Annotated in this window: 18 protein-coding genes; 15 read left to right on the top strand and 3 right to left on the bottom strand. The window is 74.0% G+C overall.

Features of this window, described 5'->3' with window-relative positions:
• Window positions 1-68 precede the first annotated feature (68 nt).
• The 8 genes from AB0D66_RS01245 to AB0D66_RS01210 all read left to right on the top strand — a co-directional run bounded on the left by AB0D66_RS01245 (window position 69) and on the right by AB0D66_RS01210 (window position 7,975).
• On the top strand, window positions 69-749 hold the full coding sequence (locus AB0D66_RS01245; protein ID WP_362294765.1) for a DUF6215 domain-containing protein: 681 nt from the start codon (window positions 69-71) through the stop codon (window positions 747-749).
• A 145-nt stretch (window positions 750-894) separates the two neighbouring features.
• Window positions 895-1,740 (top strand): arylamine N-acetyltransferase, encoded by an 846-nt coding sequence (locus tag AB0D66_RS01240; RefSeq protein ID WP_362294762.1) that lies wholly within the window; start codon window positions 895-897, stop codon window positions 1,738-1,740.
• Window positions 1,741-1,772: 32 nt separating this feature from the next.
• Window positions 1,773-2,378, top strand: a complete 606-nt coding sequence (locus AB0D66_RS01235; protein ID WP_362294759.1) for a YdbC family protein — start codon at window positions 1,773-1,775, stop codon at window positions 2,376-2,378.
• A gap of 83 nt (window positions 2,379-2,461) precedes the next feature.
• Complete coding sequence (locus AB0D66_RS01230; protein WP_362294756.1) at window positions 2,462-3,121, top strand: histidine phosphatase family protein; 660 nt, start codon at window positions 2,462-2,464, stop codon at window positions 3,119-3,121.
• 11 nt (window positions 3,122-3,132) lie between these two features.
• Window positions 3,133-4,050, top strand: a complete 918-nt coding sequence (locus AB0D66_RS01225) for an ADP-ribosylglycohydrolase family protein (protein ID WP_362294753.1) — start codon at window positions 3,133-3,135, stop codon at window positions 4,048-4,050.
• A 290-nt stretch (window positions 4,051-4,340) separates the two neighbouring features.
• Window positions 4,341-6,038 carry a DUF4173 domain-containing protein gene (locus AB0D66_RS01220; protein WP_362294750.1) on the top strand — a complete coding sequence of 566 codons (1,698 nt, stop codon included), beginning with the start codon at window positions 4,341-4,343 and terminating at the stop codon, window positions 6,036-6,038.
• Between the two features lie 496 nt (window positions 6,039-6,534).
• Entirely contained in the window at window positions 6,535-7,245 is a 711-nt protein-coding gene (locus AB0D66_RS01215) for a ribonuclease HII (protein ID WP_362294747.1), read from the top strand.
• A gap of 76 nt (window positions 7,246-7,321) precedes the next feature.
• The gene (locus AB0D66_RS01210) at window positions 7,322-7,975 is read left to right on the top strand and encodes a hypothetical protein (RefSeq protein WP_362294946.1); all 654 of its coding nucleotides are present in this window, start codon (window positions 7,322-7,324) and stop codon (window positions 7,973-7,975) included.
• Window positions 7,976-8,092: 117 nt separating this feature from the next.
• On the opposite strand, the gene AB0D66_RS01205 is transcribed toward AB0D66_RS01210, so the two are convergent.
• Window positions 8,093-8,722 carry a hypothetical protein gene (locus AB0D66_RS01205; RefSeq protein WP_362294744.1) on the bottom strand — a complete coding sequence of 210 codons (630 nt, stop codon included), beginning with the start codon at window positions 8,720-8,722 and terminating at the stop codon, window positions 8,093-8,095.
• 215 nt (window positions 8,723-8,937) lie between these two features.
• Window positions 8,938-11,097, bottom strand: a complete 2,160-nt coding sequence (locus tag AB0D66_RS01200) for a RecQ family ATP-dependent DNA helicase (RefSeq protein ID WP_362294741.1) — start codon at window positions 11,095-11,097, stop codon at window positions 8,938-8,940.
• A 123-nt stretch (window positions 11,098-11,220) separates the two neighbouring features.
• On the opposite strand from AB0D66_RS01200, the gene AB0D66_RS01195 reads away from it, so the two are divergent.
• The 7 genes from AB0D66_RS01195 to AB0D66_RS01165 all read left to right on the top strand — a co-directional run bounded on the left by AB0D66_RS01195 (window position 11,221) and on the right by AB0D66_RS01165 (window position 21,657).
• Window positions 11,221-12,483, top strand: a complete 1,263-nt coding sequence (locus AB0D66_RS01195) for a DUF4192 domain-containing protein (protein ID WP_362294738.1) — start codon at window positions 11,221-11,223, stop codon at window positions 12,481-12,483.
• Between the two features lie 209 nt (window positions 12,484-12,692).
• Window positions 12,693-14,681, top strand: coding sequence for a glycogen debranching N-terminal domain-containing protein (locus tag AB0D66_RS01190; protein WP_362294735.1), 1,989 nt, complete (start codon window positions 12,693-12,695; stop codon window positions 14,679-14,681).
• A gap of 102 nt (window positions 14,682-14,783) precedes the next feature.
• Window positions 14,784-15,530 (top strand): NUDIX domain-containing protein, encoded by a 747-nt coding sequence (locus AB0D66_RS01185; protein WP_362294733.1) that lies wholly within the window; start codon window positions 14,784-14,786, stop codon window positions 15,528-15,530.
• 170 nt (window positions 15,531-15,700) lie between these two features.
• Window positions 15,701-17,527, top strand: a complete 1,827-nt coding sequence (locus AB0D66_RS01180) for an ATP-binding cassette domain-containing protein (RefSeq protein ID WP_362294730.1) — start codon at window positions 15,701-15,703, stop codon at window positions 17,525-17,527.
• 189 nt (window positions 17,528-17,716) lie between these two features.
• Window positions 17,717-18,604 carry a FadR/GntR family transcriptional regulator gene (locus AB0D66_RS01175; protein ID WP_362294728.1) on the top strand — a complete coding sequence of 296 codons (888 nt, stop codon included), beginning with the start codon at window positions 17,717-17,719 and terminating at the stop codon, window positions 18,602-18,604.
• Window positions 18,605-18,987: 383 nt separating this feature from the next.
• Window positions 18,988-20,586, top strand: a complete 1,599-nt coding sequence (locus AB0D66_RS01170) for an RNA polymerase sigma factor (protein WP_362294725.1) — start codon at window positions 18,988-18,990, stop codon at window positions 20,584-20,586.
• A 135-nt stretch (window positions 20,587-20,721) separates the two neighbouring features.
• Window positions 20,722-21,657, top strand: coding sequence for a serine protease (locus tag AB0D66_RS01165; protein ID WP_362294723.1), 936 nt, complete (start codon window positions 20,722-20,724; stop codon window positions 21,655-21,657).
• Between the two features lie 140 nt (window positions 21,658-21,797).
• Here AB0D66_RS01165 and AB0D66_RS01160 read toward each other — a convergent pair whose 3' ends face one another.
• Window positions 21,798-22,031: a hypothetical protein gene (locus tag AB0D66_RS01160; RefSeq protein ID WP_073909852.1), complete on the bottom strand. Its 234-nt coding sequence runs from the start codon at window positions 22,029-22,031 to the stop codon at window positions 21,798-21,800.
• Between the last annotated feature and the right edge of the window lie 325 nt (window positions 22,032-22,356).

Here is a 22,356-nt window from a genome sequence, read left to right as displayed (position 1 = left end):
CCTGCCAAACGATCACCGGCTAGTCTCCGCGAGCGCGCATCGGATCGCGTGCGGGGGAGCGTGGGGACATGGCCGACGGCGTGGCCGTATCGAAGCAGGGCATCAACGCGGGGGCGCAGGCCGTCGCGGCGGTGGTGGTGGTCGGCGGGCTCCTCGGGGGCGCGTGGGCCCTGGGGGAGACCGGGCAGGGCAGCTCCGACCGCAGGCCGGCCGCTTGCTCGAACACGGAGGACGAGGACCTGCCGGCGGGATACCTCTCCGGAGGGCAGCTCTGCGCGGCGCTGAACCGCCCCGACCTTCCGGTGCTCCTCGGAACGCCGGAGGAGAGCGCGTTGACCGCCACGGGCGGCGTGTCCTGGTCCACCCCGGTCGGCGGGGAGAAGATCGCCACTCCGGTGGCGCGCATCCAGCTCAAGACGTACCACGTGAAGCTGTCGGCCTCGCACGACCGCGTCCCGGTCACCGGCGTGGCCGGCCTCCTGGGCGGCACGGCGCAGAAGACGACGGTCCTGGGGCGACCCGCGGTCCTCGGCTCCGAGCGGACCCTCTCCCTCTCCGTCGGCGGCGGCAAGGCCTGGACCGGCTCCGGCGGCATCGCCCGCTACGTGCTCGTAGCGAAGGACGCGCGGGACAGCGGCGGCTGCTTCGAGGTCGTCATCTGGCGCGCGGACGGCGGGCTGCCCGATGACGCGGCACTCCTCCGCACGGCGGAGCGGGTGCTGCCCACGGTCCCGGGTTGGGCGGGCTGAGGAAACGACACTTCGCCGGCCTGCCGCCTTGCCGCCCTGCCGCTCCTGTCAGTGGGGGACGGGGCGCGGGGGCCGGGTCGGGAGGTGCGGGGCGTCATGACGATCATTGTGCGGGTGTGAACGGATCACGGGGAACGGGGGAGCCATGTGGAGTGGTGACGAGCTGGATCTCGACGCGTATCTGGCGCGGATCGGGATACGCGGCGAGAGCAGGGGCGGGGGAGGCGGGGAACTCCGGCCGGACCTCGAGACGTTGTACGCAGTGCACCGGGCCCACACCGGCGCCATCACCTTCGAGAGCCTGGACGTCATGCTCGGCCGCCCCGTCGAGTTGGCCGTCAAGGCAATCGAGGACAAGCTCGTGCATGCCGGCCGCGGCGGGTACTGCTACGAGCAGAACTCGCTGCTGGCCGCTGCCCTGGAGCGGATCGGCTTCGAGGTATCGGGACGAGGCGCCCGCAACCGCACCCGCGGCGACGCCCTGACCCCGGTGACGCACGCCGTCCTCGTCGTCACCGTCGAGGGGCAACCCTGGCTGTGCGACGCCGGGTTCGGCTACCAGGGGCCCCGCGAGCCCGTTCCGCTGGGGCGCCCGGGAGCCGAGGTGAGGCAGGGGGCGTGGACGTACCGCGTCCGGGAGGAGCCGGACGGCGTCCTCGTACTGTGCTTCCTCCGCGGCGGAACCTGGCGCGACCTGTACGCGTTCTCCCCGCAGCGCTACCACCCCGTCGACTACGTCCTGCTCAACCACTACAGCTCCACCCATCCCCGCTCCGCCTTCATCGGGCGGGCCATCGTCCAGCACCCGGGCGACGACCTGCGCCGGACGCTGGTCGGGCGCGAGCTCGTGCGCCTGCACCCCGACGGGCGGGAGGAGCGGGACACCGTCGCTCCGGAGGCGCTGCCCGGCCTAATCGGCCGGGAGTTCGGCCTTCGGCTGCCCGAGCGGGATGCGGCCGAACTGGTGCGGATCCACCGCGCCGGGGACTGACCCGGGCCGCGCCGGGACCGTACGATGGCGCCGTGCTGGTCAAGTGGATTCGCTGCACGGTGACGGACCGACGCGGGTTCGAGCGGGGGCAGCGAAAATGGGCGGGGCTGCCGGGCGAGCCGGGATTCCGGGGGCAGGGCGGCGGCTGGAGCCGGGGCCGGCAGGGGGTCGCGCACGTCTTCGCGTTCTGGGAGAGCCGTTCCTTCTACGACTCCTTCATGGCCCGCAGCCACGACCGGCTGGCCGCCGCGCAGAACGGCACCTACACCGATCCGCGCGTGACCCTCTTCGACCACCGCTTCGACGTGAAGACCGGCTTCGAGCCGCGCTTCACCGATGCCGACGTGGTCCGGGTCGCGCACACCCGGGTCCGTGAGGGGCGGGTCGACCACTTCGCCCTCATGCAGGAGAAGGTGTGGAATCCGGCCATGGCGGGCTCTCCCGGCATGATCAGGGGCCTTTTCGGCGAGGCCCCCGGCCGGGAGTTCCTGGTGCTGTCGATGTGGCACGCGGCCGCCGAGCACGGCAAGTACCGGCAGGAGCGGGTCGAGCGGCTCTCCCTGCGCGCCCAGATCCAGGCCGACGTCGAGGCCCTGACCGGTGACGTCGTCGACCTCGAACCCTCCTGGACCGTCTGAGCCGGTATGACGGTAGGACGATCGGGCGGGCCGACCGGCGTGCCCGGTCGGTGGGCCCGCCAATGGCCGAATAGGGTCGTGGAATGGTTCGACCACGGCGCATCGTCCTCGTCCGGCACGGGGAATCAGAGGGGAATGCCGACGACTCGGTGTACGAACGGGAGCCCGACCACGCCCTGCGGCTGACGACGACCGGCCGCGAGCAGGCCGCGGCGGTCGGCGTACGGCTGCGCGAGCTCTTCGGCAACGAGACGATCAGCGCGTACGTCTCCCCGTACCGCCGGACCCTGCAGACCTTCCGGGAACTGGGGCTGGACCCCACGCGGGTCCGGATGCGCGAAGAGCCCAGACTGCGCGAGCAGGACTGGGGGAACTGGCAGGACCGGGACGACGTACGGCTCCAGAAGGCGTACCGGGACGCCTACGGGCACTTCTTCTACCGCTTCGCACAGGGCGAGTCCGGCGCCGACGTGTACGACCGCGTCGGATCCTTCCTGGAAAGCCTCTACCGCAGCTTCGAGGCCCCGGACCATCCGCAGAACGTGCTGCTGGTGACGCACGGGCTGACCATGCGACTGTTCTGCATGCGGTGGTTCCACTGGTCGGTGGCCGAGTTCGAGGCCCTGTCCAATCCCGAGAACGGCGCATTCCGGACGCTCGTGCTGGGCCCGGACGGCCGGTACCGGATGGACCGCCCATTTGAGCGGTGGACCACACCTGAGCCCTACGACCTGGACGGCTAGAGTGACCCGCGATGACGCCTGACTCCACTTCCGAACGGCGCTACGCACGCGCCCTGTCCAGCCTCCGCGGGCTGGCCCTGGGGGACGCCCTGGGCTCCCAGTACTTCGTCCCCGTGAACTACCCCCTCCTCAAGCGGCGCGAACTGCCCGTCGGCACCGAGACGTGGCAGTGGACCGACGACACCGAGATGGCCTGCTCGGTGGTGGCCGTGCTCGCCGAGCACGGACGCATCGACCAGGACGCGCTGGCGAGCTCCTTCGCCCACCACCACGACTTCGACCGCGGCTACGGGCCCGCCGTGAACCGGATGCTGCGCCTGGTCCGGGAAGGCCAGGACTGGCGCACGCTCGCCGCCGAACTGTTCAACGGCCAGGGCTCCTGGGGCAACGGCGCGGCCATGCGGATCGCTCCCCTGGGCGCCTGGTACGCGGACGACCCCGAGCAGGCCACGCACCAGGCGGAGATCTCCGCCTACACCACCCACCAGCACCGCGAGGCAGTCTGCGGGGCCATGGCCGTCGCCGCGGCGGCCGCGCTCGCGGCGGCCCCGGCCGGCCCGCCGAAGGCTGCCGACCTGCTGGACGGGGTGATCGCCCTGGTGCCGCGCAGCGCCGTGGGCGCCGGGATCCGCCGGGCGCGCGACATGCTGGACTACGGCGACGCGACCACCGTCGCGGCGGTCCTGGGCTGCGGGCGGCGCACGAGCGCCCATGACACGGTGCCGTTCGCCCTGTGGTCGGCGGCGCGCTCGCTGGACGACTACGAGCGGGCGTTCTGGACCACGGCGCAGGTGGGCGGAGACGTCGACACGACCTGCGCGATCGTCGGCGGCGTGCTGGGCGCCCGCGGCGACGAGGTGCTGCCGGCCGCATGGCTGGAGCGCACCGAGGCCCTGCCGGCCTGGCTGCCGGAGACGGTGGCGCGCTAGCGGCATCGACCGCGGCGGTCGGGGTGGTCGCGTCAGTCGCGGCGGGCGGAGCCGCGCAGGGTTCGGCGGGTCGGGACGGGGGCTCGGACGGAGGGGCAGGCGGGGCCTCGGACGGAGGCCCGGGCAAGGGACCGGACGGGCTTCCGAGCAGGGCGAATCCTCTCGTTCCGATTGTCACGGTCCTGCCACAGGCTCTTTTGATCCTGTTCAAAACTTGCGCGCTCCGGCCTACGCTGTCCGCTCTGCCGCCCCACCTGAACCAGGGGCGGGCGACAGGGGAGGGGAACCCGATGTCAGAGAGCACCGACGGGGTGGACGAGGCCGCGGGCCGGACCGAGGGCGCAGCAGCCCAGGGCCCGGCCGCCGGACAGGCGCCGCCACCGGCCGCGCCCGCCCCGCCCACGGGCACCGGGACCCCGGCCGACGCGGCCGCATGGCAGGCCTGGCAACGGCAGCAGGCCTGGCAGCGGACCGCCGCCGCCCGGGCCGCGGCCGCCGCGCCGCCCGAGTGGGTGGTCCGGATACGGCCCGCCGAGGCCGCCCCGATCGGCGGCGTGACCCTCGCCGCGACGCTGGTCGCCGGCCTCGCCGCCGCCCTGCTCCTCGGCGACGGCATGGGCCCCGGCCTGCTGCTCGCCGTCGTACCCGCCGTGGTCGCCGCATACGCCGCCGCCCGCGCGGCCCGTCGTACCGCCCGCCCCTGGACCCTGGTCTGGGCGATCGGCTGCCTCGCCCTCCTCGCCGTGCCCGCCCTGCGCGACTCGGCCTGGCCCTCCACCCTCGCGATCCTCGCCGCCCTGCTGCTCGGTGCGCTGGCCCTGCACGGCAGCCGCACCTGGCCCGGGGTCCTGCTCAGCCCGCTCGGTGTCTTCGAGGCGGCGGTGTCCGGGCTCGGATGGGCGTGGGCGGGCCTGCGCTCGCGCGGCGGCGGCAACAAGGACCGCTGGCTTCCCGTGGCCAAGGCCGTGGCCGTGGCCGCGGTCCTCCTGCTCCTCTTCGGCACGCTGTTCGCCTCCGCCGACGCGGCCTTCGCCGATCTGCTGGGCGGGCTGACACCCGACATCTCCATCGAGGACGGACCGATCCGGATCGTCCTCTTCCTGTTCGGCTGCCTCCTGGCGGTGGCCGCCGCCCGCGCGGCAGCCGCCCCGCTGCGCTGGGACCGGATCAAGGTGACTCCCGGCAAGGCGCGCTCCCGCGTGGAGTGGGCGCTTCCGCTCGTCGTGCTCAACCTGCTCTTCGCGGGCTTCAACGCCGTGCAGCTGGCCGTCCTGTTCGGCGGCTACGACAAGGTCCTGGAGAGCACCGGCCTCACGTACGCCGAGTACGCCCGGCAGGGCTTCTGGCAGCTGCTCTGGGCCACCCTGTTCACCCTCGTCGTGATCGCGCTGGCGCTGCGCTGGGCCCCGCGCTCCGGCGCCGGCGACCGCCGTTTCGTGCGTGTCGTCCTCGGGGTGCTCTGCGCGCTGACGCTGGTCGTCGTCGCCTCCGCGCTGCGCCGCATGGACCTCTACGTGGACGCGTACGGGCTGACCATCCTGCGGGTGTCCGTGGCGGCGATGGAGATCTGGCTGGGCCTGGTCCTGGTGCTGATCATGGCCGCCGGGGTGTTCGGTGCCCGCTGGTTGCCGCGCGTGATCGCCGGGAGCGCGGCGGCTGCCGTCCTGGCCTTCGGCCTGCTGTCCCCGGACGGGATGGTCGCCGAGCGCAACGTGGCCCGCTTCCAGGCGGACGGCAAGATCGACCTGGCCTACTTCCAGAGCCTGTCGGCGGACGCCGCGCCGGCCCTCGACCGGCTGCCCGAGCCCCAGCGCTCCTGTGCCCTGCGCGGCATCGGCAGGGAGATCTCCAGGGTCGGGGACGTCCCCTGGTACGCCATGAGCCTCGGTGAGCACCGGGCCCGGCAGATCCTGCGTGAGCGGCCGCTGACGGCTTCGAGCGAGGTCTGCTCGCGCCTCGGGACCTTCGGCAGCCGCAGCGAGTACTAGCCGGCCGTACGCGGCGCCGCCCCGGGTGCCCGGGCCCTCGACTCGAACGGGCGATTCTCGGGGCGGTGTTGGGGCGGCCGGGTGCGGACGGGTGCGGACGTGCCGCGCGGTCCCGGGCCACTCCTTCACGACTGCGACCCTGTGCCCGGCCCGTGACGAGCGGAGCCGTCCGCTCCGGAGCCTGTGCGCGGGCCCGGCTGCTGATCAGAGTGCTGGTGCGGTGGGTGATCGAAGGGGCTGGTGCGGAGCCGTCGTGGAGGGTGCTCCGGCCGTGCCGGAAGGCCGAGCGAGGGTGTGCGAGAGCGAAGGGACGGTGCGCCGGGCGGGTGCGACCGGCACGGAGGCCACCGCCGAGGCGGGCCCGCGCCGCCCGGTGTGAAAGCCGTGGCGCGGTACCGGGAGTGGGGCGGCCGGGGGCCGGCGGGGCGGCCGGAGCCGGGCCCGACCCGGGGCGGGGTGTGCAGGCGGCGCGGGGCGGCGTACCCTTGCTGGCGCCATGCCGTACGAAGCACCCACCCACACCGTCGAACGCTCCCTCCGTGCAACCACCGGCGCCAAGGTCATCGCCGGGGTCGACGAAGTCGGACGAGGGGCCTGGGCCGGTCCCGTCACCGTGTGCGCGGCCATCACCGGTCTGCGCCGGCCGCCCGCAGGGCTCACCGACTCCAAACTCCTCACACCCAAGCGACGCGATGCCCTCGTCGGCGTCCTGGAGACCTGGGTCACCGCCTACGCCCTCGGCGACGCCTCCCCGGAGGAGATCGACGAGCTGGGGATGACCGCCGCCCTGCGGCTCGCGGCGGAGCGCGCCCTGGGCGCCCTGCCGGTGCGGCCCGACGCGGTCATCCTGGACGGCAAGCACGACTATCTCGGCGCACCCTGGCAGGTCCGTACGGTGATCAAGGGCGACCAGTCGTGCGTCGCCGTCGCGGCGGCCTCGGTCATAGCCAAGGTCCGCCGCGACCGGATGATGGCCGAACTCGGCGGCCTGGGCGGAGGCTTCGAGCAGTTCGCCTTCGCCGCCAACGCCGGGTATCCCTCGCCCGTGCACAAGGAGGCACTGCGGGAGTTGGGACCCACCCCCTACCACCGGCTCTCCTGGTCGTACCTCGACGCGCTTCCCCAGTGGCGCCACCTCAAGAAGGTGCGCCGCAGCGAGGAGTCGATGGAGCTGGAAAACGGAGGCCAACTCGGCTTCGATTTCTGATCGCACCCACGTGCCACCGGCCGGTACGTTTCGTACCGGTGTTTGATAGTCATCACGTCACGCCTCTCACCACGCCATCGAGGAGCCTCAGATTCACGAGAGTGCCCAGGGTCCCCGCGTCACGCCGGCGCCGAGCCGCACCGCGCAGACCCCCCGCCCCGTACCTGGTCCGCGTCCCGCAGCCGTCCCGCTGCCCGGACGCCCCGGTCCTACCCCCGTGGCGGCGAGCCGCGCGGGTGGCGCCGCCCCCAGGCCCGCCGCCCCGCCCGCGCAGCGTGCGCCGCAGGCCGCCCCCGGATCCGTACCCGCCGCCCCCGCGGCTCCGTCCGTCTCGGCGGCGGTTCCGCAGATCCAGCTGATCCCGGCCTCCGCCGAAGGTGCGCTCGACGCGGCCGAAGAGGCCGTGGACCTGCTGCTCGACACCGGGCGCGCACCCGGTGACATCCTCGTCCTCACCACCGGCGACCCGCACCCGTGGGCCGCTCACGAGCTGTCCTTCGGTGAGGCCGCGTACTGGGCCCTGCACGACGCCGGGGACGACGTCTTCTACGCGGACGCCGCTCAGGCCCAGCGCGCCGGGGGCCGTCCCGTCGTCGTCTTCGCCGCCAACGGCGGAGCGGTCGACACGGTCGCGGGCTTCCTGCCGGTCGTGCTCACGCGTGCCGCTGCACTGCTGATCGTGTGCGGCGATCCGCAGCAGATCAACACCGTGCTGGGTGCGGGCGTCTGACGTCCCGTATCCCGGCACGTCCGAGGGGTGGGGCGGGGCGGGCCGTGGGCCGGCCCCGCTGAAGCCCGAAGGCCGATGCGCCGTACGCACCCGTCCGGCCCGCGGGCCGGACGAGGCTCAGCGTGCGGCGGTCCGGCGCAGTGCCTCGGCCGCGCCGCCGCCGGTGTGCAGGGCGACGGGGGCGAACTCGGCCGCCGTGTCGCCGAGCCGGTCGGGACGTGAGTCCGAGCTGGGCCGCCGGCCGCCCCGGCCCTCGCCCAGGACCTGCCAGCCCTCGCGGGTCAGCGTGATGTACGCGCCGCAGCGCAGCCCGTGCAGGGTGCAGGCGTCGCGCAGCCCCCACATCCAGGCACCGTCCTCCTCGGTCCACCGCTCGTCGCCCTCGCGGCAGTAGAGCAGCACCGCCGTGCGCACCGGGGTCCGGCGCCGCAGGTCGTGCGGGATGACCCGGCGCAGGCGGGACAGCAGCGCGTTGCGGTATTCCCAGCCGTCGGCCGTGGCCGACCGCTGCACGAAGGAGGCGCTCGCGACGAGTTGCTCCTCCGGGCCGAGGACGGCGATGACCGCCGTCGAGGCCACGGGGCTGTGCCGGGAGTGCAGGCCGCTGACGACCTCGCGGGGGTTGCGGAGCAGGGGGATGCCTGCTGCCGTCCACTCAGCGGGTTCCAGCAGCCGGCCGTGCCGGCTGGCGCCGCCGGTTGCCATGATCAGGGACGTGGTCGAGGGCGGGGCGAATCCGAAGGTCACGGTCCTCCCTTCGGGTACACGCCCGCGGACGGGCACGGCTGGAGTGTGGGCGCGCCGCAGCACGGCCCAGGAGGATGCCGGGGAGCCGGGCGGGAGCACTCCAATTCTCGCGTGGCCCGCGAGCATGCGGCAACGAGCAATTGGAGCCGCCGACCGGAATTCGCCGGTATGCCGTTCATATCCTTGCCCCGTCAGGCCGGAGATGACGCATTCGGCTAGGGCTGAAGCGCCAGTACCAGCGGGAACACCCCCTTCGCGCCCGCCCGCCGGAGCAGCCGGGCGGCCACGGCGAGGGTCCAGCCGCTCTCCGCGCGGTCGTCCACGAGGAGCACCGGTCCCGCTGCCTCGGCCAGCGTGGCCCCCAGGGCCGGGGGCACGCTCAAGGCCTGGTGGAGTCCCCGTACCCGCTGGGCGCTGTTGGAGGAGGGCAGGCCGTACTCCGGGACCTGGTCGGTGTACTCGATCGTGCCGAGCAGCGGCAGCCGCCCGACCTCCGCGATGCGCGCGGCCAGGGAGCCGACCAGCTGGGGCCGGCTCCGCGACGGCAGCGCGACCACGCCCACCGGCCTGGCCGGCGCGTCCGGGGCGCCCGAGGCCCAGCCGCCCGGCCCGCGGGCCCAGTCGGCGAGGACGGCCACCACGGCCTGGGCGACGTCGTCCGGGATCGGCTGGTCCGGGCTCTGCTGGGCGAGCATCGGGCGCAGCCGGTTGCCCCAGCCGATGTCGGAGAGCCGGCCGAGCGCCCGGCCCGTGGAGGCCAGTTCCCCTGCCGGGATGCGGCCCTTGAGGTCGACGCCGACCGCCGCGAGTCCGGTCGGCCACATCTTGCGCGGCTCCAGCTCCACGCCCGGGCGGCCGAGTTCACCGCGGGCGGTGTCCAGCGCGGCGGTGGACACGTCCGCCGTGAACCGGGCCCCGGCGCAGTTGTCGCAGCGGCCGCAGGGGGCGGCCTGTTCGTCGTCGAGCTGGCGGCGCAGGAACTCCATCCGGCACCCGGTGGCCGCCGCGTAGTCGCGCATGGCCTGCTGCTCCGCGGCCCGCTGGCGGGCCACCCAGGCGTAGCGCTCGGCGTCGTAGGCCCACGGCTCGCCGGTCGAGGTCCAGCCGCCCTTGACCCGGTGCACGGCGCCGTCCACGTCCAGGACCTTGAGCATCGTCTCCAGCCGGGTGCGGCGCAGGTCGACCAGCGGCTCCAGGGCGGGCAGCGACAGCGGCCGGCCCGCCTGGGCGAGTACGTCCAGCGTGCGGCGCACCTGCTCCTCGGGCGGGAAGGCCACCGACGCGAAGTACTGCCAGATCGCCTCGTCCTCCCGGCCGGGCAGGAGCAGGACCTCCGCGTGCTCCACGCCGCGGCCGGCGCGGCCGACCTGCTGGTAGTAGGCGATGGGGGACGAGGGGGAGCCCAGGTGCACGACGAAGCCGAGGTCGGGCTTGTCGAAGCCCATGCCCAGGGCGGAGGTGGCCACCAGTGCCTTGACCCGGTTGGCCTGGAGGTCGTCCTCGGCCTGCTGCCGGTCGGCGTTCTCCGTCTTCCCCGTGTACGAGGACACGGTGTGCCCGCGGTGGCGCAGGTACGCGGTGACCTCCTCGGCCGCCGCGACCGTCAGTGTGTAGATGATCCCGGAGCCGGGCAGGTCGCCGAGGTGGTCGGCGAGCCAGGCCAGCCGGTGCGCCGCGTCCGGCAGCGTGAGCACACCCAGGCTCAGGCTCTCGCGGTCCAGCGGGCCGCGCAGCACGAGCGCGTCCGTGCCGGCGCCGGTGCCGAGCTGCTCGGCGACGTCGGCGGTCACGCGGGCGTTGGCCGTGGCGGTCGTGGCCAGCACCGGGACGCCCGGCGGGAGATCGGCCAGCATGGTGCGCAGCCTGCGGTAGTCCGGGCGGAAGTCGTGTCCCCAGTCGGAGATGCAGTGGGCCTCGTCCACCACGAGGAGTCCGGTGGCGGCGGAGAGCTTGGGCAGGACCTGGTCGCGGAAGTCGGGGTTGTTGAGCCGCTCCGGGCTCACCAGCAGGACGTCCACCTCGCCCGCCGCGACCTCGGCCTGGATGCCCTCCCACTCTTCGGGGTTGGCGGAGTTGATGGTGCGGGCGCGGATGCCGGCGCGGGCTGCGGCCTCGACCTGGTTGCGCATCAGCGCGAGGAGCGGGGAGACGATCACGGTGGGTCCGGCGCCGCTCGCCCGCAGCAGCGAGGTGGCGACGAAGTACACCGCGGACTTGCCCCAGCCCGTGCGCTGCACCACCAGCGCCCGGCGCTTGTGCGCGACCAGCGCCTCGATCGCCCGCCACTGGTCCTCGCGCAGCCGAGCCGTGCCCGTGGGGTCGCCCACGAGGCGGGCTAGTACGGAGTCGGCCGAGGACCTCAGGTCTGCGTTCATGCCCCCATGCAACCCGATGCCTCTGACATCGCGCCAATGCCGCTCTGGACCTGTGGATGTTGAAACTTGAATTGGTTATCCACAGGGCTTTCGCGATCGGATCTTGCGCGGGACCTTCGGGGCATGACGAACGAACGCGCATCACGCAACCCGTCCGACCGGCCGCCCACCGCCGCCGCCGGATCCACCACCGACTCCCGGATCACCCTGCGCAGCCCGGCCGAACTGGCCGACGCGCTGCCCTACATGCTCGGCTTCCACCCCACCGACTCCCTCGTCATGGTCGCCGTGCACGGCGAGGGCGGCCGTTTCGGCGGCCGGCTGCGCGTCGGCATCCCGGCCACCCCCGCGGAATGGGAGGACACCGCGCGGCAGGTGGCCGACTGCCTGATCCGCGGCAGCGAACGGCGCGGGATCAAGCCCGACGGCATCGTCGTCTTCCTCTGCCAGGAGCCGCTCGACGGGGAGAGCGGGCAGCGGGTGATGACCCGGCTGCGGCCGCTCGCCCAGCGCATCAGGCTCGCCTGCGGCGCCCTGGACGTGCCGGTGCTCGAGGCGCTGTGCCTCTCCGCCGGCCGCTTCTGGTCCTACGTCTGCCCCGACCAGCGCTGCTGCCCTGCTGAAGGCAGCCCGCTGGCCGCGGTCGGCACCTCGGTGATGGCCGCCGCGGCGACCTTCGCCGGCCTCCAGGTCCGGGGCTCGCTCAAGGAGATCGAGGGACGGCTGGCGCCCCTGGGCGGCCCCGTGGCCGCGGAGATGGAAAGGGCCCTGGACCGTGCGGCCGCCGCCCTCGTGCCGAAGATCCTCGACGGGGCGACCCGGCAGGAGGTCGGCGCCGAGACCCTGGCACTGGCCCGGGCGCTGATGCGGCGGATCACCCTCGCCCCGCCCGTCGAGGGCGCCCACGCCGACGACCGGGACGACGCACTGCTCGGCCACGACGAGGCGGCCGCCCTGATCCTCGGCCTCCAGGACCGCGAGATCCGGGACATCGCGGCCGAGTGGATGGAGGACGAGGAGGCGGGCCCCGCCCTGCGGCTGTGGCGGGCCCTCGCCCGCCGCTGCGTCGGCGCGTACGGCGAACACGCGGCGGCTCCGCTCACCCTCGCGGGCTGGGTGTCCTGGTCCACCGGGGACGAGCCGACCGCCCGGATCACCCTCGGCCTGGCCCTGCGGGCGGACGCCGACTACCGCTTCGCCCAACTGCTCCACCACGCCTGCAACGAGGGCATCGACCCCGAGGGACTGCGCCAGTGCCTGCGGGAGGAGCGTCGCGGCCGCGAACCCCGGCGGGGCCGCCGGCCGGCGGGCGGGCGGCCCCCCGGCCGCCGGGGCAGGCCGGCCCCGAGCCGCGACTCCCGCCGCACCGCGGGGAGCGGGCAGTGAGCCCCCGCCCGCTTCGCGGCGGCACCCTGCTGCGGCGCATCCGGAGCTCCCTGGGGGCCGCCGTGCGGCGCCCGCCCCGCCCCGGCCGCGCGCGTCCGGCGCCGCGGCCCGTGACCCGGGAGGGGGTGAGGACGTTCCCCTGGAGGGTGGCGGGGGCCCGGCCGTGCCGCCGCCCAGCTGAACCGACCGGAGCGCAGACAAGGCGACGCATGTCTCACCCCGCACCTCTCCGACCACCCGGCGTGCCCGCCGCCCGCAGACACGAGCTGCCGCCCGTGCACGGCGCCGTCATCTGCGTCGCCGCGCCCTGTCTGGCCATCTCGCCCGTACACGGCCAGCTGACGGGGCGCGGGATCGACGGGATCTACCGCGCCGGGCGCCGGCTGCTGTCCCGTTGCGTGCTGCGCGTCGCCGGGCGGGACCCGGTGGCCGTCCAGGGGCGCAGCCTCGGCGCGGACCGGGCCGCTTTCACCGCGACCGTGCGCACCGGAGCCGAGCCCGGCCCCGACCCGGACATCGGAGTGGAGCGGGTCCGGCACGCGGACGGCACCGAGCGGATCACCCTGCGCAGCTTCACCGCCCGGCCGGTCAGGCTGCCCGTGGAGGTGCTGCTCGGCACCGACCTGGCGGAGCTGGCCGCCGTCGCCGCCGGGCATCCCGGGCCCGAGCTGCCCGCCGGGGTGCACGCCGCCGGCCTGCGGTGGAGCACCGGCGGGGCGCAGGCCGTCACCGCCGCTGATCCGCCGCCGGACGACGCGCTGGCCTCTTCGGGGCTGCTGCGCTGGGTGCTCGAACTGGGCCCCGGCGAGTCGCGCACCATCGAGCTGCGGACCACACAGGACCGCGTCACGCGGGCGCCCGCCGGACAGGTGGCCAATCCGCTCGCCGACGCCCGGGCCGAGGGAGACGACCCGAGAGCCGAGGCGTGGTTCCGGACCAGCGTCGAGGATCTGAGGGCGCTGCTGCTCAGGGATCCCGCAGAGCCGGGCGACGCCTTCGTGGCCGCGGGGGTGCCATGGCGGCTGGGCCTGGCACCGGCGGAGTCGCTGTGGGCCGCGCGGATGGCGCTGCCGCTCGGGACCGGGCTGGCCGAGGCTACCCTGCGGATCCTGGCCCGCAGCCGGAACGGCGGGAGCGGGCCCGACGCGGGCAAGATCCCGGGCCCGTTGCGGGGGGCGGGCCCCCAGCTCCCGCCGGGCTGCACCGGTACGGAGGCGACCCTGGCCTTTCCCGCCGTGCTCGCCGAAGCCCGCCTGTGGGGGATGCCGGAGGACGCGGTGGCCCGGCTGCTCCCCGCCGCCGAGGGGTGCCTCGACTGGCTGCGGGGAGCGCTGGGCGGCGACGGATTCCTGGCCGACCCCGATCCCGGACCCCGGCGTTGCGAGACTCAGGCCCACGCCCACCGCGCCGCGCTCCTCGGAGCCGATCTGCTCGCCGCGTGCGGACGGCCCGGAGCCGAGGAATGGCGGCAGTGGGCGGCCGCGCTGCGGGAGAGGTTCCAGGCCCGGTTCTGGATCGACGGTCCGGACGGGGGCCGGCCGGCGGCGGCCCTGCACCCCGACGGCCGGCCGCTGCCCCGGCTCACCGGAGCCGCCGCGCACCTGCTCGACACCGGCCTCCTCGGCGGGGGCCGGCCCGCACCGGGCCTCCTGGACCGGGCCCGCACCGAGCAGGTGGCGCGGCTGCTCGGGGCCCCGGCCATGGACTGCGGATGGGGGCTGCGGAGCATGGCCGTCAAGGAGCCCGGCCACAACCCGTTCGGACACCGCTCCGGTGCGGTGCGGGCGTACGAGAGCGCCGTGGCGGTGGCCGGACTGGCGCAGGCGGGCTTCGAGAAGGAGGCCGCGGGCCTGCTCCGGGGCCTGCTCGACGCGGCCGAGACCTTCGGGTACCGGCTGCCGGAGATGTTCGCGGCCGAGCAGCGCGTCTCCCTCAGCGCCCCGCTCCCGCATCCGGCGGCCTGCCGCCCGGCCGCCGTGGCCGCGGCGGCCGGGATCCACGTCCTCACCGCACTCGCCGGGATCCGGCCCGACGCCCCGGCGGGCACGGTCGCCCTCGCCCCGCTCCCCGGCGCACCCCTCGGGGCGCTGCGCCTCTCCGGCCTGCGCGTAGCGGGGGAGCCCTTCGCCGTCCGGGTCACCCGGCTCGGCCTCGGGATGGTGGAGGAGGCCGCGGATGCGCTCCAACTGGGAGGTTAGGGGCGTCCTCTCGCTGCGGCGGGAGGTCGTCGGCCCGCAGAACGGCGGCTTCAAGGTCACCAAAGCGCTGTTTATCGTCAAGCAGACGACTATGATCGCGGCATGTCGCCCTACGACCCGTCGGCCTTTCCGCCCTTTGCCGTCACCGTCGACCTGGTCGTGCTCACCGTGCGGCGCCACGCGCTGTGTGCGCTGGTCGTCCGGCGGGGTGAGCAGCCGTTCCAGGGGCGCTGGGCGCTGCCCGGCGGATTCGTCCGCGGAGACGAGGACCTGGCGGGTGCCGCGGCCCGGGAGCTCTCCGAGGAGACCGGCCTGTGCGCGCACGACCCGGCCATGCCGGGCGGGGGCAACGGGGCCCATCTGGAACAGCTGGCCACGTACGGTGATCCGAAGCGCGATCCGCGGATGCGCGTGGTCAGCGTCGCGCACCTGGTGCTGGCTCCGGACCTGCCGGCGCCCCGTGCGGGCGGGGACGCCAACAGCGCCCGCTGGGCCCCCGTCGACGAGCTGCTGGCATCCGAGGAGGAGACCTCCGCCGGACTCGCCTTCGACCACGCCCGAATCCTCGCCGACGGCGTCGAGCGGGCCCGCTCCAAGATCGAGTACTCCTCCCTGGCCACCGCCTTCTGCCCGCCCGAGTTCACCGTGGGCGAGCTGCGCCGGGTCTACGAGGCCGTCTGGGGCGTGGCCCTCGACCCGCGGAACTTCCACCGCAAGGTCACCGGGACCCCCGGGTTCCTGGTGCCGGTCGGAGGGACGACGACCCGTCAGGGCGGGCGTCCCGCACAGCTGTTCCGGGCCGGCGGCGCCACCCTGCTCAACCCGCCGATGCTGCGCCCGGAGGTCTGACGGCGCGGCAGCCGCCGGGGCTCGCGGCCAGTGCCCGGCATCCGGGGCCAACCCGACGGCGATATCGGCATTCCATCGGACCGGTTGCGCCGTAAATCGGACATATCGCGTTATCTTGCTTGCGGTACTCACGCTGCCGCAGAGCGGTCTCACACCCCGCGAGAGAAGCGATGCTCCAGGCCATCGGACTCACCAGCACCCCCCGTCGCGACGCCCCGCCCCTCGTGGACGACCTCACCCTCGAGGTCCTCCCGGGGAGCGTGACCGCCCTGCTCGGCGAGCCGGGATCGGGCAAGACCACCGCACTGCGGCTCATGCTCGAACTCGAACGCGGCCGCGGCGTCACCTACTTCCGCGGCCGTCCGCTGCACCGGATCCCGCATCCCGGCCGTGAGGTCGGCGTACTGCTCGGCGATGTCCCCGGCAACCCCGCGCGCACCGTACGCAACCAGCTGCGGATGCTCTGCGCCGCCGCGGGGGTGCCGGCCTCCCGGGCCGACGCCATGCTCGAGGTCGTCGGGATCGCCGGTCTGCGGGACCAGCGGCTCGGCTCGCTGTCGCTGGGCATGGAGCGCCGGGTCGCGCTGGCCGCAGCGCTGCTCGCCGACCCCTGCACCCTGCTGCTGGACGAGCCCGCCGCCGGCCTCTCGCCCCGCGAGAGCGGCTGGCTGTACGGGCTGCTGCGCGGCCACGCCTCCCTCGGCGGAGCGGTCCTCTTCACCACCGCCGACGCCAAGGAGGCCGTGCGTCACGCCGACCGGGTCGTCAGCGTCGAGGCGGGGCGGCTCATCGCCGACCAGGACGCGGCCGAGTTCGCGCGGACCCGGCTGCGACCGCGGGTCGCCGTGCGCACCCCGCACGCGGCCCGGCTGGCCGACGTGCTGGGCCGGGAGGCCCGGGCCGCCCAGCGTGCGGTGGAGATCGTCGAGGAGAGCGGCAGCCGCCTGTCGGTCTACGGCAGCAGCTGCGCGGAGGTCGGGGAGGCGGCGTTCAAGCACGGAGTGCTGGTCCACCGCCTCGCCGACGAGACCGGAGACGCGGGCGCTCCCGCGCCGCCGGTCCCGCACGCCCGGGCCGCCGCCGAGCCGGGTTCCGGTACGGCGTCCGATTCGGCCTCCGGGGAAGCATCCGAACACGCCTCCCAGGCGGCATCGGGCGAGGCGACCTGGGGCGGGACGTCCCGGCGCGCACGGTCGCGGCGGCCCGCCTCGGCGGTGCGCCGGGTCGGCGGGCCCGTGCGGCCGCTGCGCTACGAGCTGCTCCGGATCTTCGGCACCGCCACGCCGGTCCTCACCGCTGCACTCGTCGCCGTCGCCTCCGTCCTGACCGCCCTCGTCATGGCCCGGGCCGGGCACACCCCGCAGAGCCGGATGCTCGCCGCCTGGCCCGAGCTGCTGCCGCTGCCGCCCGCCGCTCTCGGCGCGGGTCTGCTCGGCGCCCTCGCCTTCGGCGAGGAGTACCGCTACCCCGCGCTCGCCGCCGATCGCGGCACCGTGCCCCGCCGGATGGGACTGCTCGCGGCCAAACTCGGCGTCTGCGCCGCCCTCGCCCTCCTGCTGGGCGCCCTGGTGGTGGTGGCCGACGCCGCCGCACTGGCCCTCGTCTTCGACAGCGGCCCGCTGCGCACCCCGGCGGAGTGGCTCTCTCCGGCCGCGAGTTGGGCCGGCCTGCTCATCGGCTGCGCCTGGGCCGGCGTCCTGGCCTCCGGTGTCTTCCGGTCCGCCACCGCGGGCTTGGCCGCGGTGGTCGCCGTGCCGGTGCTGGTGGTGCCACTGGTGCGCAAGGTGCTGGAGGGGTCATCGGCCTACCCGGTCACCGGACTCGGGCCCCGGCTGCGGAGCCTGGCCTGGGTGCAGTGGCCGCCCGAAGCGGATCGCCTGGTCCTGGGGGCCTTGCGGGTGATGGCCCAACCCGTCGGCACCGCTCTGGTGTTGTCGCTGATGGTCCTGTTGTGCGCCTATGGGTTCACCGGACTGCGCAGCCGGGTCCGTTGGTGACCGTTCCGGTGCGCAGAAGGCCCGTACGGGACCGTTGGAGTCCACCTGGCGTGTCGCGGACCGCAACTCCCCGAAAAAGACCCGGTTCTTTACGAAAGTCGTCAATTGCGTAGGTGGCACCGATCACCCTTTCGTGTGCTTTTCACCAAAGACCTCAAGGGTGATGGAGGCACGGCCGACAAAGGATTCGTGAGTACCCTTGCGCACACCATGATGACCGCCGCCCGCCATGCCGACTCCGGCCTCGCCGGCCCGGGCGAACTCGATCGCTACCCCTACGCGGAGACCCCCGGGTCCGACCGGGTCGGAGCGCCCCACTGGGACGGCGCCGACGTCGAGTTGAGCCGCGTCGGCCGCCGCGCCGCCGGCAGCCGCGGCCGCGGCCTGCACGGCCAACTCGTCCAGCAGCTCGGCCAGATGATCGTTTCCGGCGACCTCGGGGCGGACCGCCCGCTGGTCCCCGAGGAGATCGGCCAGCGCTTCGAGGTCTCCCGGACCGTCGTCCGCGAGTCGCTCCGGGTCCTGGAGGCCAAGGGCCTCGTCAGCGCCCGCCCGAACGTCGGCACCCGGGTCCGCCCGGTCGCCGACTGGAACCTGCTCGACCCCGACATCATCGAATGGCGCGCCTTCGGCCCCCAGCGCGACGACCAGCGCCGCGAGCTCAACGAGCTCCGCTGGACGATCGAGCCGCTCGCCGCCCGCCTCGCCGCCGGGCACGGCCGCCCGGACATCCAGCAGCGCCTCGCCGACATGGTCGAGATCATGGGCCACGCCCTCGGCCAGGGCGACTCGATCACCTTCGCCCGCGCGGACAACGAGTTCCACGGGCTCCTGATCCAGGTCGCGGGCAACCGCATGCTCGAGCACCTCTCCGGCATCGTCTCCTCCGCGCTCCAGGTCTCCGGCAGCCCCCTCACCGCCTGCGACCGCCCGAGCGAGACCTGCGTCGCGCACCACGCGCGGATGGTCGAGGCCCTCGCGGCCGGCGACGCCACGGGCGCCGAGAGCGCCATGCGCCAGCTCCTGACGGTGCATCCGGAGGTCGAGCGCGTGGTGCCCGCCCCGCGCGAGCACTGACGGGCGTACGCGCGCGGGCGCGGGGGTGCACGACGTGTCGCCGGGCCCTGGGGTCCCCCGGACGGAATCCGGGGGAGGGTCCGGCGACACCGGCGTGCGGTGCCGCATCCGATCGGGGCAGAAACCGCGCGTATGACCCTATGACCGGCATTGGCGCATACGGGGTGTGACTCGGGCCACGAAGATTGGGCGTAACGCTCTGCGAGGTCACGCGATGACCTAAGAGGTGATGGCCGACGGAGGGAAGACAGCAGCCCTTGCGGGTGCTGTGCAGCTCCCCGGCCCCTGCCCGCGCCCCCGGCCCATCCCCAGTCGGTGGTCGTCGGCTCCGGTCCAGCACCATCAGGCCCGGGGTCGGAAGCCGTTCCCATCGTTCCGAGAGGTTGTTCGTGTCGGCCAGCACATCCCGTACGCTCCCGCCGGAGATCGCCGAATCCGAGTCCGTGATGGCGCTTATCGAGCGGGGCAAGGCCGAGGGGCAGATCGCCGGCGATGACGTGCGTCGGGCCTTCGAGGCTGACCAGATTCCTGCGACCCAGTGGAAGAATGTTCTGCGCAGCCTCAACCAGATCCTCGAGGAAGAGGGTGTGACGCTGATGGTCAGTGCCGCGGAGTCGCCCAAGCGCACCACCCGCAAGAGCGTCGCAGCGAAGAGCCCGGCCAAGCGGACGGCCACCGAGCCCGTGGCCAGGAAGGCGGCGGCCAAGACCACGGCGGCCCAGCCCGCGGCCACCGCGCTGGCGGCCCCGGCGACCGAGACGGCCGACCCGGACACCGCGGACGCCCTCGCGCAGGAGCCCGGGACCGAGCCCGCCGCGAAGAAGGCGGCGGCCAAGAAGACGGCGGCGAAGAAGGCGGCACCCGCCAAGAAGGCCGCCGCCAAGAAGACGGCCGCGAAGAAGACCGCCTCCAAGAAGGACGCCGACGAGGCCGGCGCCGAGGAGACCCCCGAGGAGGGTCCCGACGCCGCCAAGGCCGAGGCCGACGAGGAGGAGGAAGGCGGCGAGAACAAGGGCTTCGTCATCTCGGACGACGAGGACGACGCCCCCGCCCAGCAGGTGGTCGTCGCCGGCGCCACGGCCGACCCCGTCAAGGACTACCTCAAGCAGATCGGCAAGGTCCCGCTGCTCAACGCCGAGCAGGAGGTCGAGCTCGCCAAGCGCATCGAGGCGGGTCTGTTCGCCGAGGACAAGCTGGCGAACGCGGACAAGCTGGCGCCCAAGCTCAAGCGCGAGCTGGAGATCATCGCGGAGGACGGCCGCCGGGCGAAGAACCACCTGCTGGAGGCCAACCTCCGCCTCGTGGTCTCCCTCGCCAAGCGCTACACCGGCCGCGGCATGCTCTTCCTGGACCTGATCCAGGAGGGCAACCTGGGTCTGATCCGCGCGGTCGAGAAGTTCGACTACACCAAGGGCTACAAGTTCTCCACGTACGCGACCTGGTGGATCCGCCAGGCGATCACGCGCGCCATGGCCGACCAGGCCCGCACCATCCGCATCCCGGTGCACATGGTCGAGGTCATCAACAAGCTCGCCCGCGTGCAGCGCCAGATGCTCCAGGACCTGGGCCGCGAGCCCACCCCGGAGGAGCTGGCCAAGGAACTCGACATGACCCCCGAGAAGGTCATCGAGGTCCAGAAGTACGGCCGCGAGCCGATCTCCCTGCACACGCCGCTCGGCGAGGACGGGGACAGCGAGTTCGGTGACCTGATCGAGGACTCCGAGGCCGTCGTCCCGGCCGACGCCGTGAGCTTCACGCTCCTGCAGGAGCAGCTCCACTCGGTGCTCGACACCCTCAGCGAGCGCGAGGCCGGCGTGGTCTCGATGCGCTTCGGCCTCACCGACGGCCAGCCCAAGACCCTCGACGAGATCGGCAAGGTCTACGGCGTCACGCGTGAGCGCATCCGCCAGATCGAGTCCAAGACGATGTCGAAGCTGCGCCACCCCTCCCGTTCCCAGGTGCTGCGCGACTACCTCGACTGACCGGCCCGTCCGGCGGCGGACCGGCACCGGGCCGACGCCGGGGCCGGTACGGGCGCTGGTGGCCGCGCGGGTGCGCACGGCCACCAGGCATCCCACTCTGGGTGGAGTCATGCACACTCGGAGTCAGGAGGCCTCATGCGTCGTCCCATTGCCCGCGCTCTGGCGGGAGCGCTGACCTTGGCGGCGGGCGTGGCCGCTGCGCCCCTGGCCCAGGCGCCCCGGGCGGCCGCGGACAGCGTGGTGATCGGCGGCAAGCCGGTCAAGGTCGGCGAGAGCCCCTGGGTCGTGGCCCTGGCCAGCCGTGACCGGTTCGGGGGTACGCGGGGCGGGCAGTTCTGCGGAGGCGTCGTCGTGGCCCCGGCGAAGGTGCTGACGGCGGCCCACTGCCTGGGCCGCGACGTGCTGGGCGGCTCCGTCGAGTCGGTGGGGGACCTGCGGGTGGTCGCCGGGCGTACGGAGCTGCGGGCGAGCGACGGCCGGGAGATCCCGGTGCGCGGCGCCAGGGTGAATCCGGAGTACGACCCGGCGAGCAACGCCGGCGACCTGGCCGTCCTGGAGCTCGCGGAGTCCCTGCCCGCCCACTACGTGCTTCCCCTGGCCGGAGCGGGCCACGGCGCCTACGCGCCCGGGACCGAGGCGACCGTGTACGGGTGGGGTGACACCAGCGGCTTTGGTGACTACGCGTACGCGCTGCGTGCCGCGCGGGTGACCGTGCTCTCCGACGAGGCGTGCGCGCGGGCCTACCCGGGGGACCTGAACGGGCAGTACCGGGCGGAATCGATGGTGTGCGCCGGAGACGACGGCGGCGGCAAGGACGCCTGCCAGGGCGACAGCGGGGGTCCGCTGGTGGCCCACGGGCGCCTCATCGGCCTGGTGTCGTGGGGGCGCGGCTGCGGGCGGGCCGACAGCCCGGGGGTGTACACGCGCATCGCGCCGCTCGTCGGCTTCGTGACGGGCCCGGAGAGCGGCGCGCAGCCCGTCGGGGTGCAGGACTTCGGCTCCACCCCCGGGAGGGCCTCAGAGGCCGGTCCAGGGGTCGCGGCGGGCCCTCGCACGGTGCAGGTGCCGTAGGCCGCGGCTTCGGTACCGCCGGGGGAGCGGGCACCGGGAGCGGATATGAGGACGGGCGGCATCCCCTGGGTCTCAGGGGATGCCGCCCGTCGACCGGCCTGGCCGGTCCTGGCTCGTCGGATGCGAGGAACAGGCCTGTGTCAGCGGTCCTCGGGTTCGGCCTGGGCAGCCGGAGCGGACGTAAGCCGCTCGGTCTCATCCTGTATTTCCGCGGCGATCTTCTTGAGTTCCGGCTCGAACTTGCGACCGTGGTGGGCGCAGAAGAGCAGTTCACCGCCGCTCAGCAGGACGACGCGCAGATATGCCTGGGCGCCGCAACGGTCGCATCGGTCAGCGGCCGTCAGCGGGGTCGCGGGTGTCAGAACAGTAGTCACGTCGCCTCTTCTCTAGCTCGACGAGCTGTCGTACCAGGGTCAACATCCAACCAGGCCGAAAACGTTCCCGCTCGCGGCTTTTCCTCGAAACTTCCTTCCGAAGCTGGCCGGCTGTTGCCGGTTGGCGGCGAAGGAGCCGTATTGCGTTGCTTTACGGTTTCGCGTTGTCAGTCGTTCGCTCGTTGCAGTTCCATCCTCCCCCGGCTGAGTGCCAGGTTGTTCATGAGGACGTGCCCGAACCCTAAATGGTTCATGCCTGGAAGGGAACGTGATGTTTCCTTCACCCCCACGGGGGATCGAACATCCGTGCGGATCTGGACTAGGC

Source organism: Streptomyces sp. NPDC048270 (assembly GCF_040652335.1).
Classification (GTDB): domain Bacteria; phylum Actinomycetota; class Actinomycetes; order Streptomycetales; family Streptomycetaceae; genus Streptomyces.
The sequence above is the reverse complement of the archived record's forward strand: the minus strand, read 5'-3'. Positions and strand labels throughout refer to the sequence as shown.

Coding starts and splice junctions, on each gene's coding strand:
- AB0D66_RS01190 (WP_362294735.1), top strand. CDS start 12,693: ATGTCTCACCCCGCACCTCTCCGACCACCCGGCGTGCCCGCCGCCCGC.
- AB0D66_RS01220 (WP_362294750.1), top strand. CDS start 4,341: ATGTCAGAGAGCACCGACGGGGTGGACGAGGCCGCGGGCCGGACCGAG.
- AB0D66_RS01180 (WP_362294730.1), top strand. CDS start 15,701: ATGCTCCAGGCCATCGGACTCACCAGCACCCCCCGTCGCGACGCCCCG.
- AB0D66_RS01185 (WP_362294733.1), top strand. CDS start 14,784: ATGTCGCCCTACGACCCGTCGGCCTTTCCGCCCTTTGCCGTCACCGTC.
- AB0D66_RS01195 (WP_362294738.1), top strand. CDS start 11,221: ATGACGAACGAACGCGCATCACGCAACCCGTCCGACCGGCCGCCCACC.
- AB0D66_RS01230 (WP_362294756.1), top strand. CDS start 2,462: ATGGTTCGACCACGGCGCATCGTCCTCGTCCGGCACGGGGAATCAGAG.
- AB0D66_RS01165 (WP_362294723.1), top strand. CDS start 20,722: ATGCGTCGTCCCATTGCCCGCGCTCTGGCGGGAGCGCTGACCTTGGCG.
- AB0D66_RS01240 (WP_362294762.1), top strand. CDS start 895: ATGTGGAGTGGTGACGAGCTGGATCTCGACGCGTATCTGGCGCGGATC.
- AB0D66_RS01200 (WP_362294741.1), bottom strand. CDS start 11,097: ATGAACGCAGACCTGAGGTCCTCGGCCGACTCCGTACTAGCCCGCCTC.
- AB0D66_RS01215 (WP_362294747.1), top strand. CDS start 6,535: ATGCCGTACGAAGCACCCACCCACACCGTCGAACGCTCCCTCCGTGCA.
- AB0D66_RS01225 (WP_362294753.1), top strand. CDS start 3,133: ATGACGCCTGACTCCACTTCCGAACGGCGCTACGCACGCGCCCTGTCC.
- AB0D66_RS01245 (WP_362294765.1), top strand. CDS start 69: ATGGCCGACGGCGTGGCCGTATCGAAGCAGGGCATCAACGCGGGGGCG.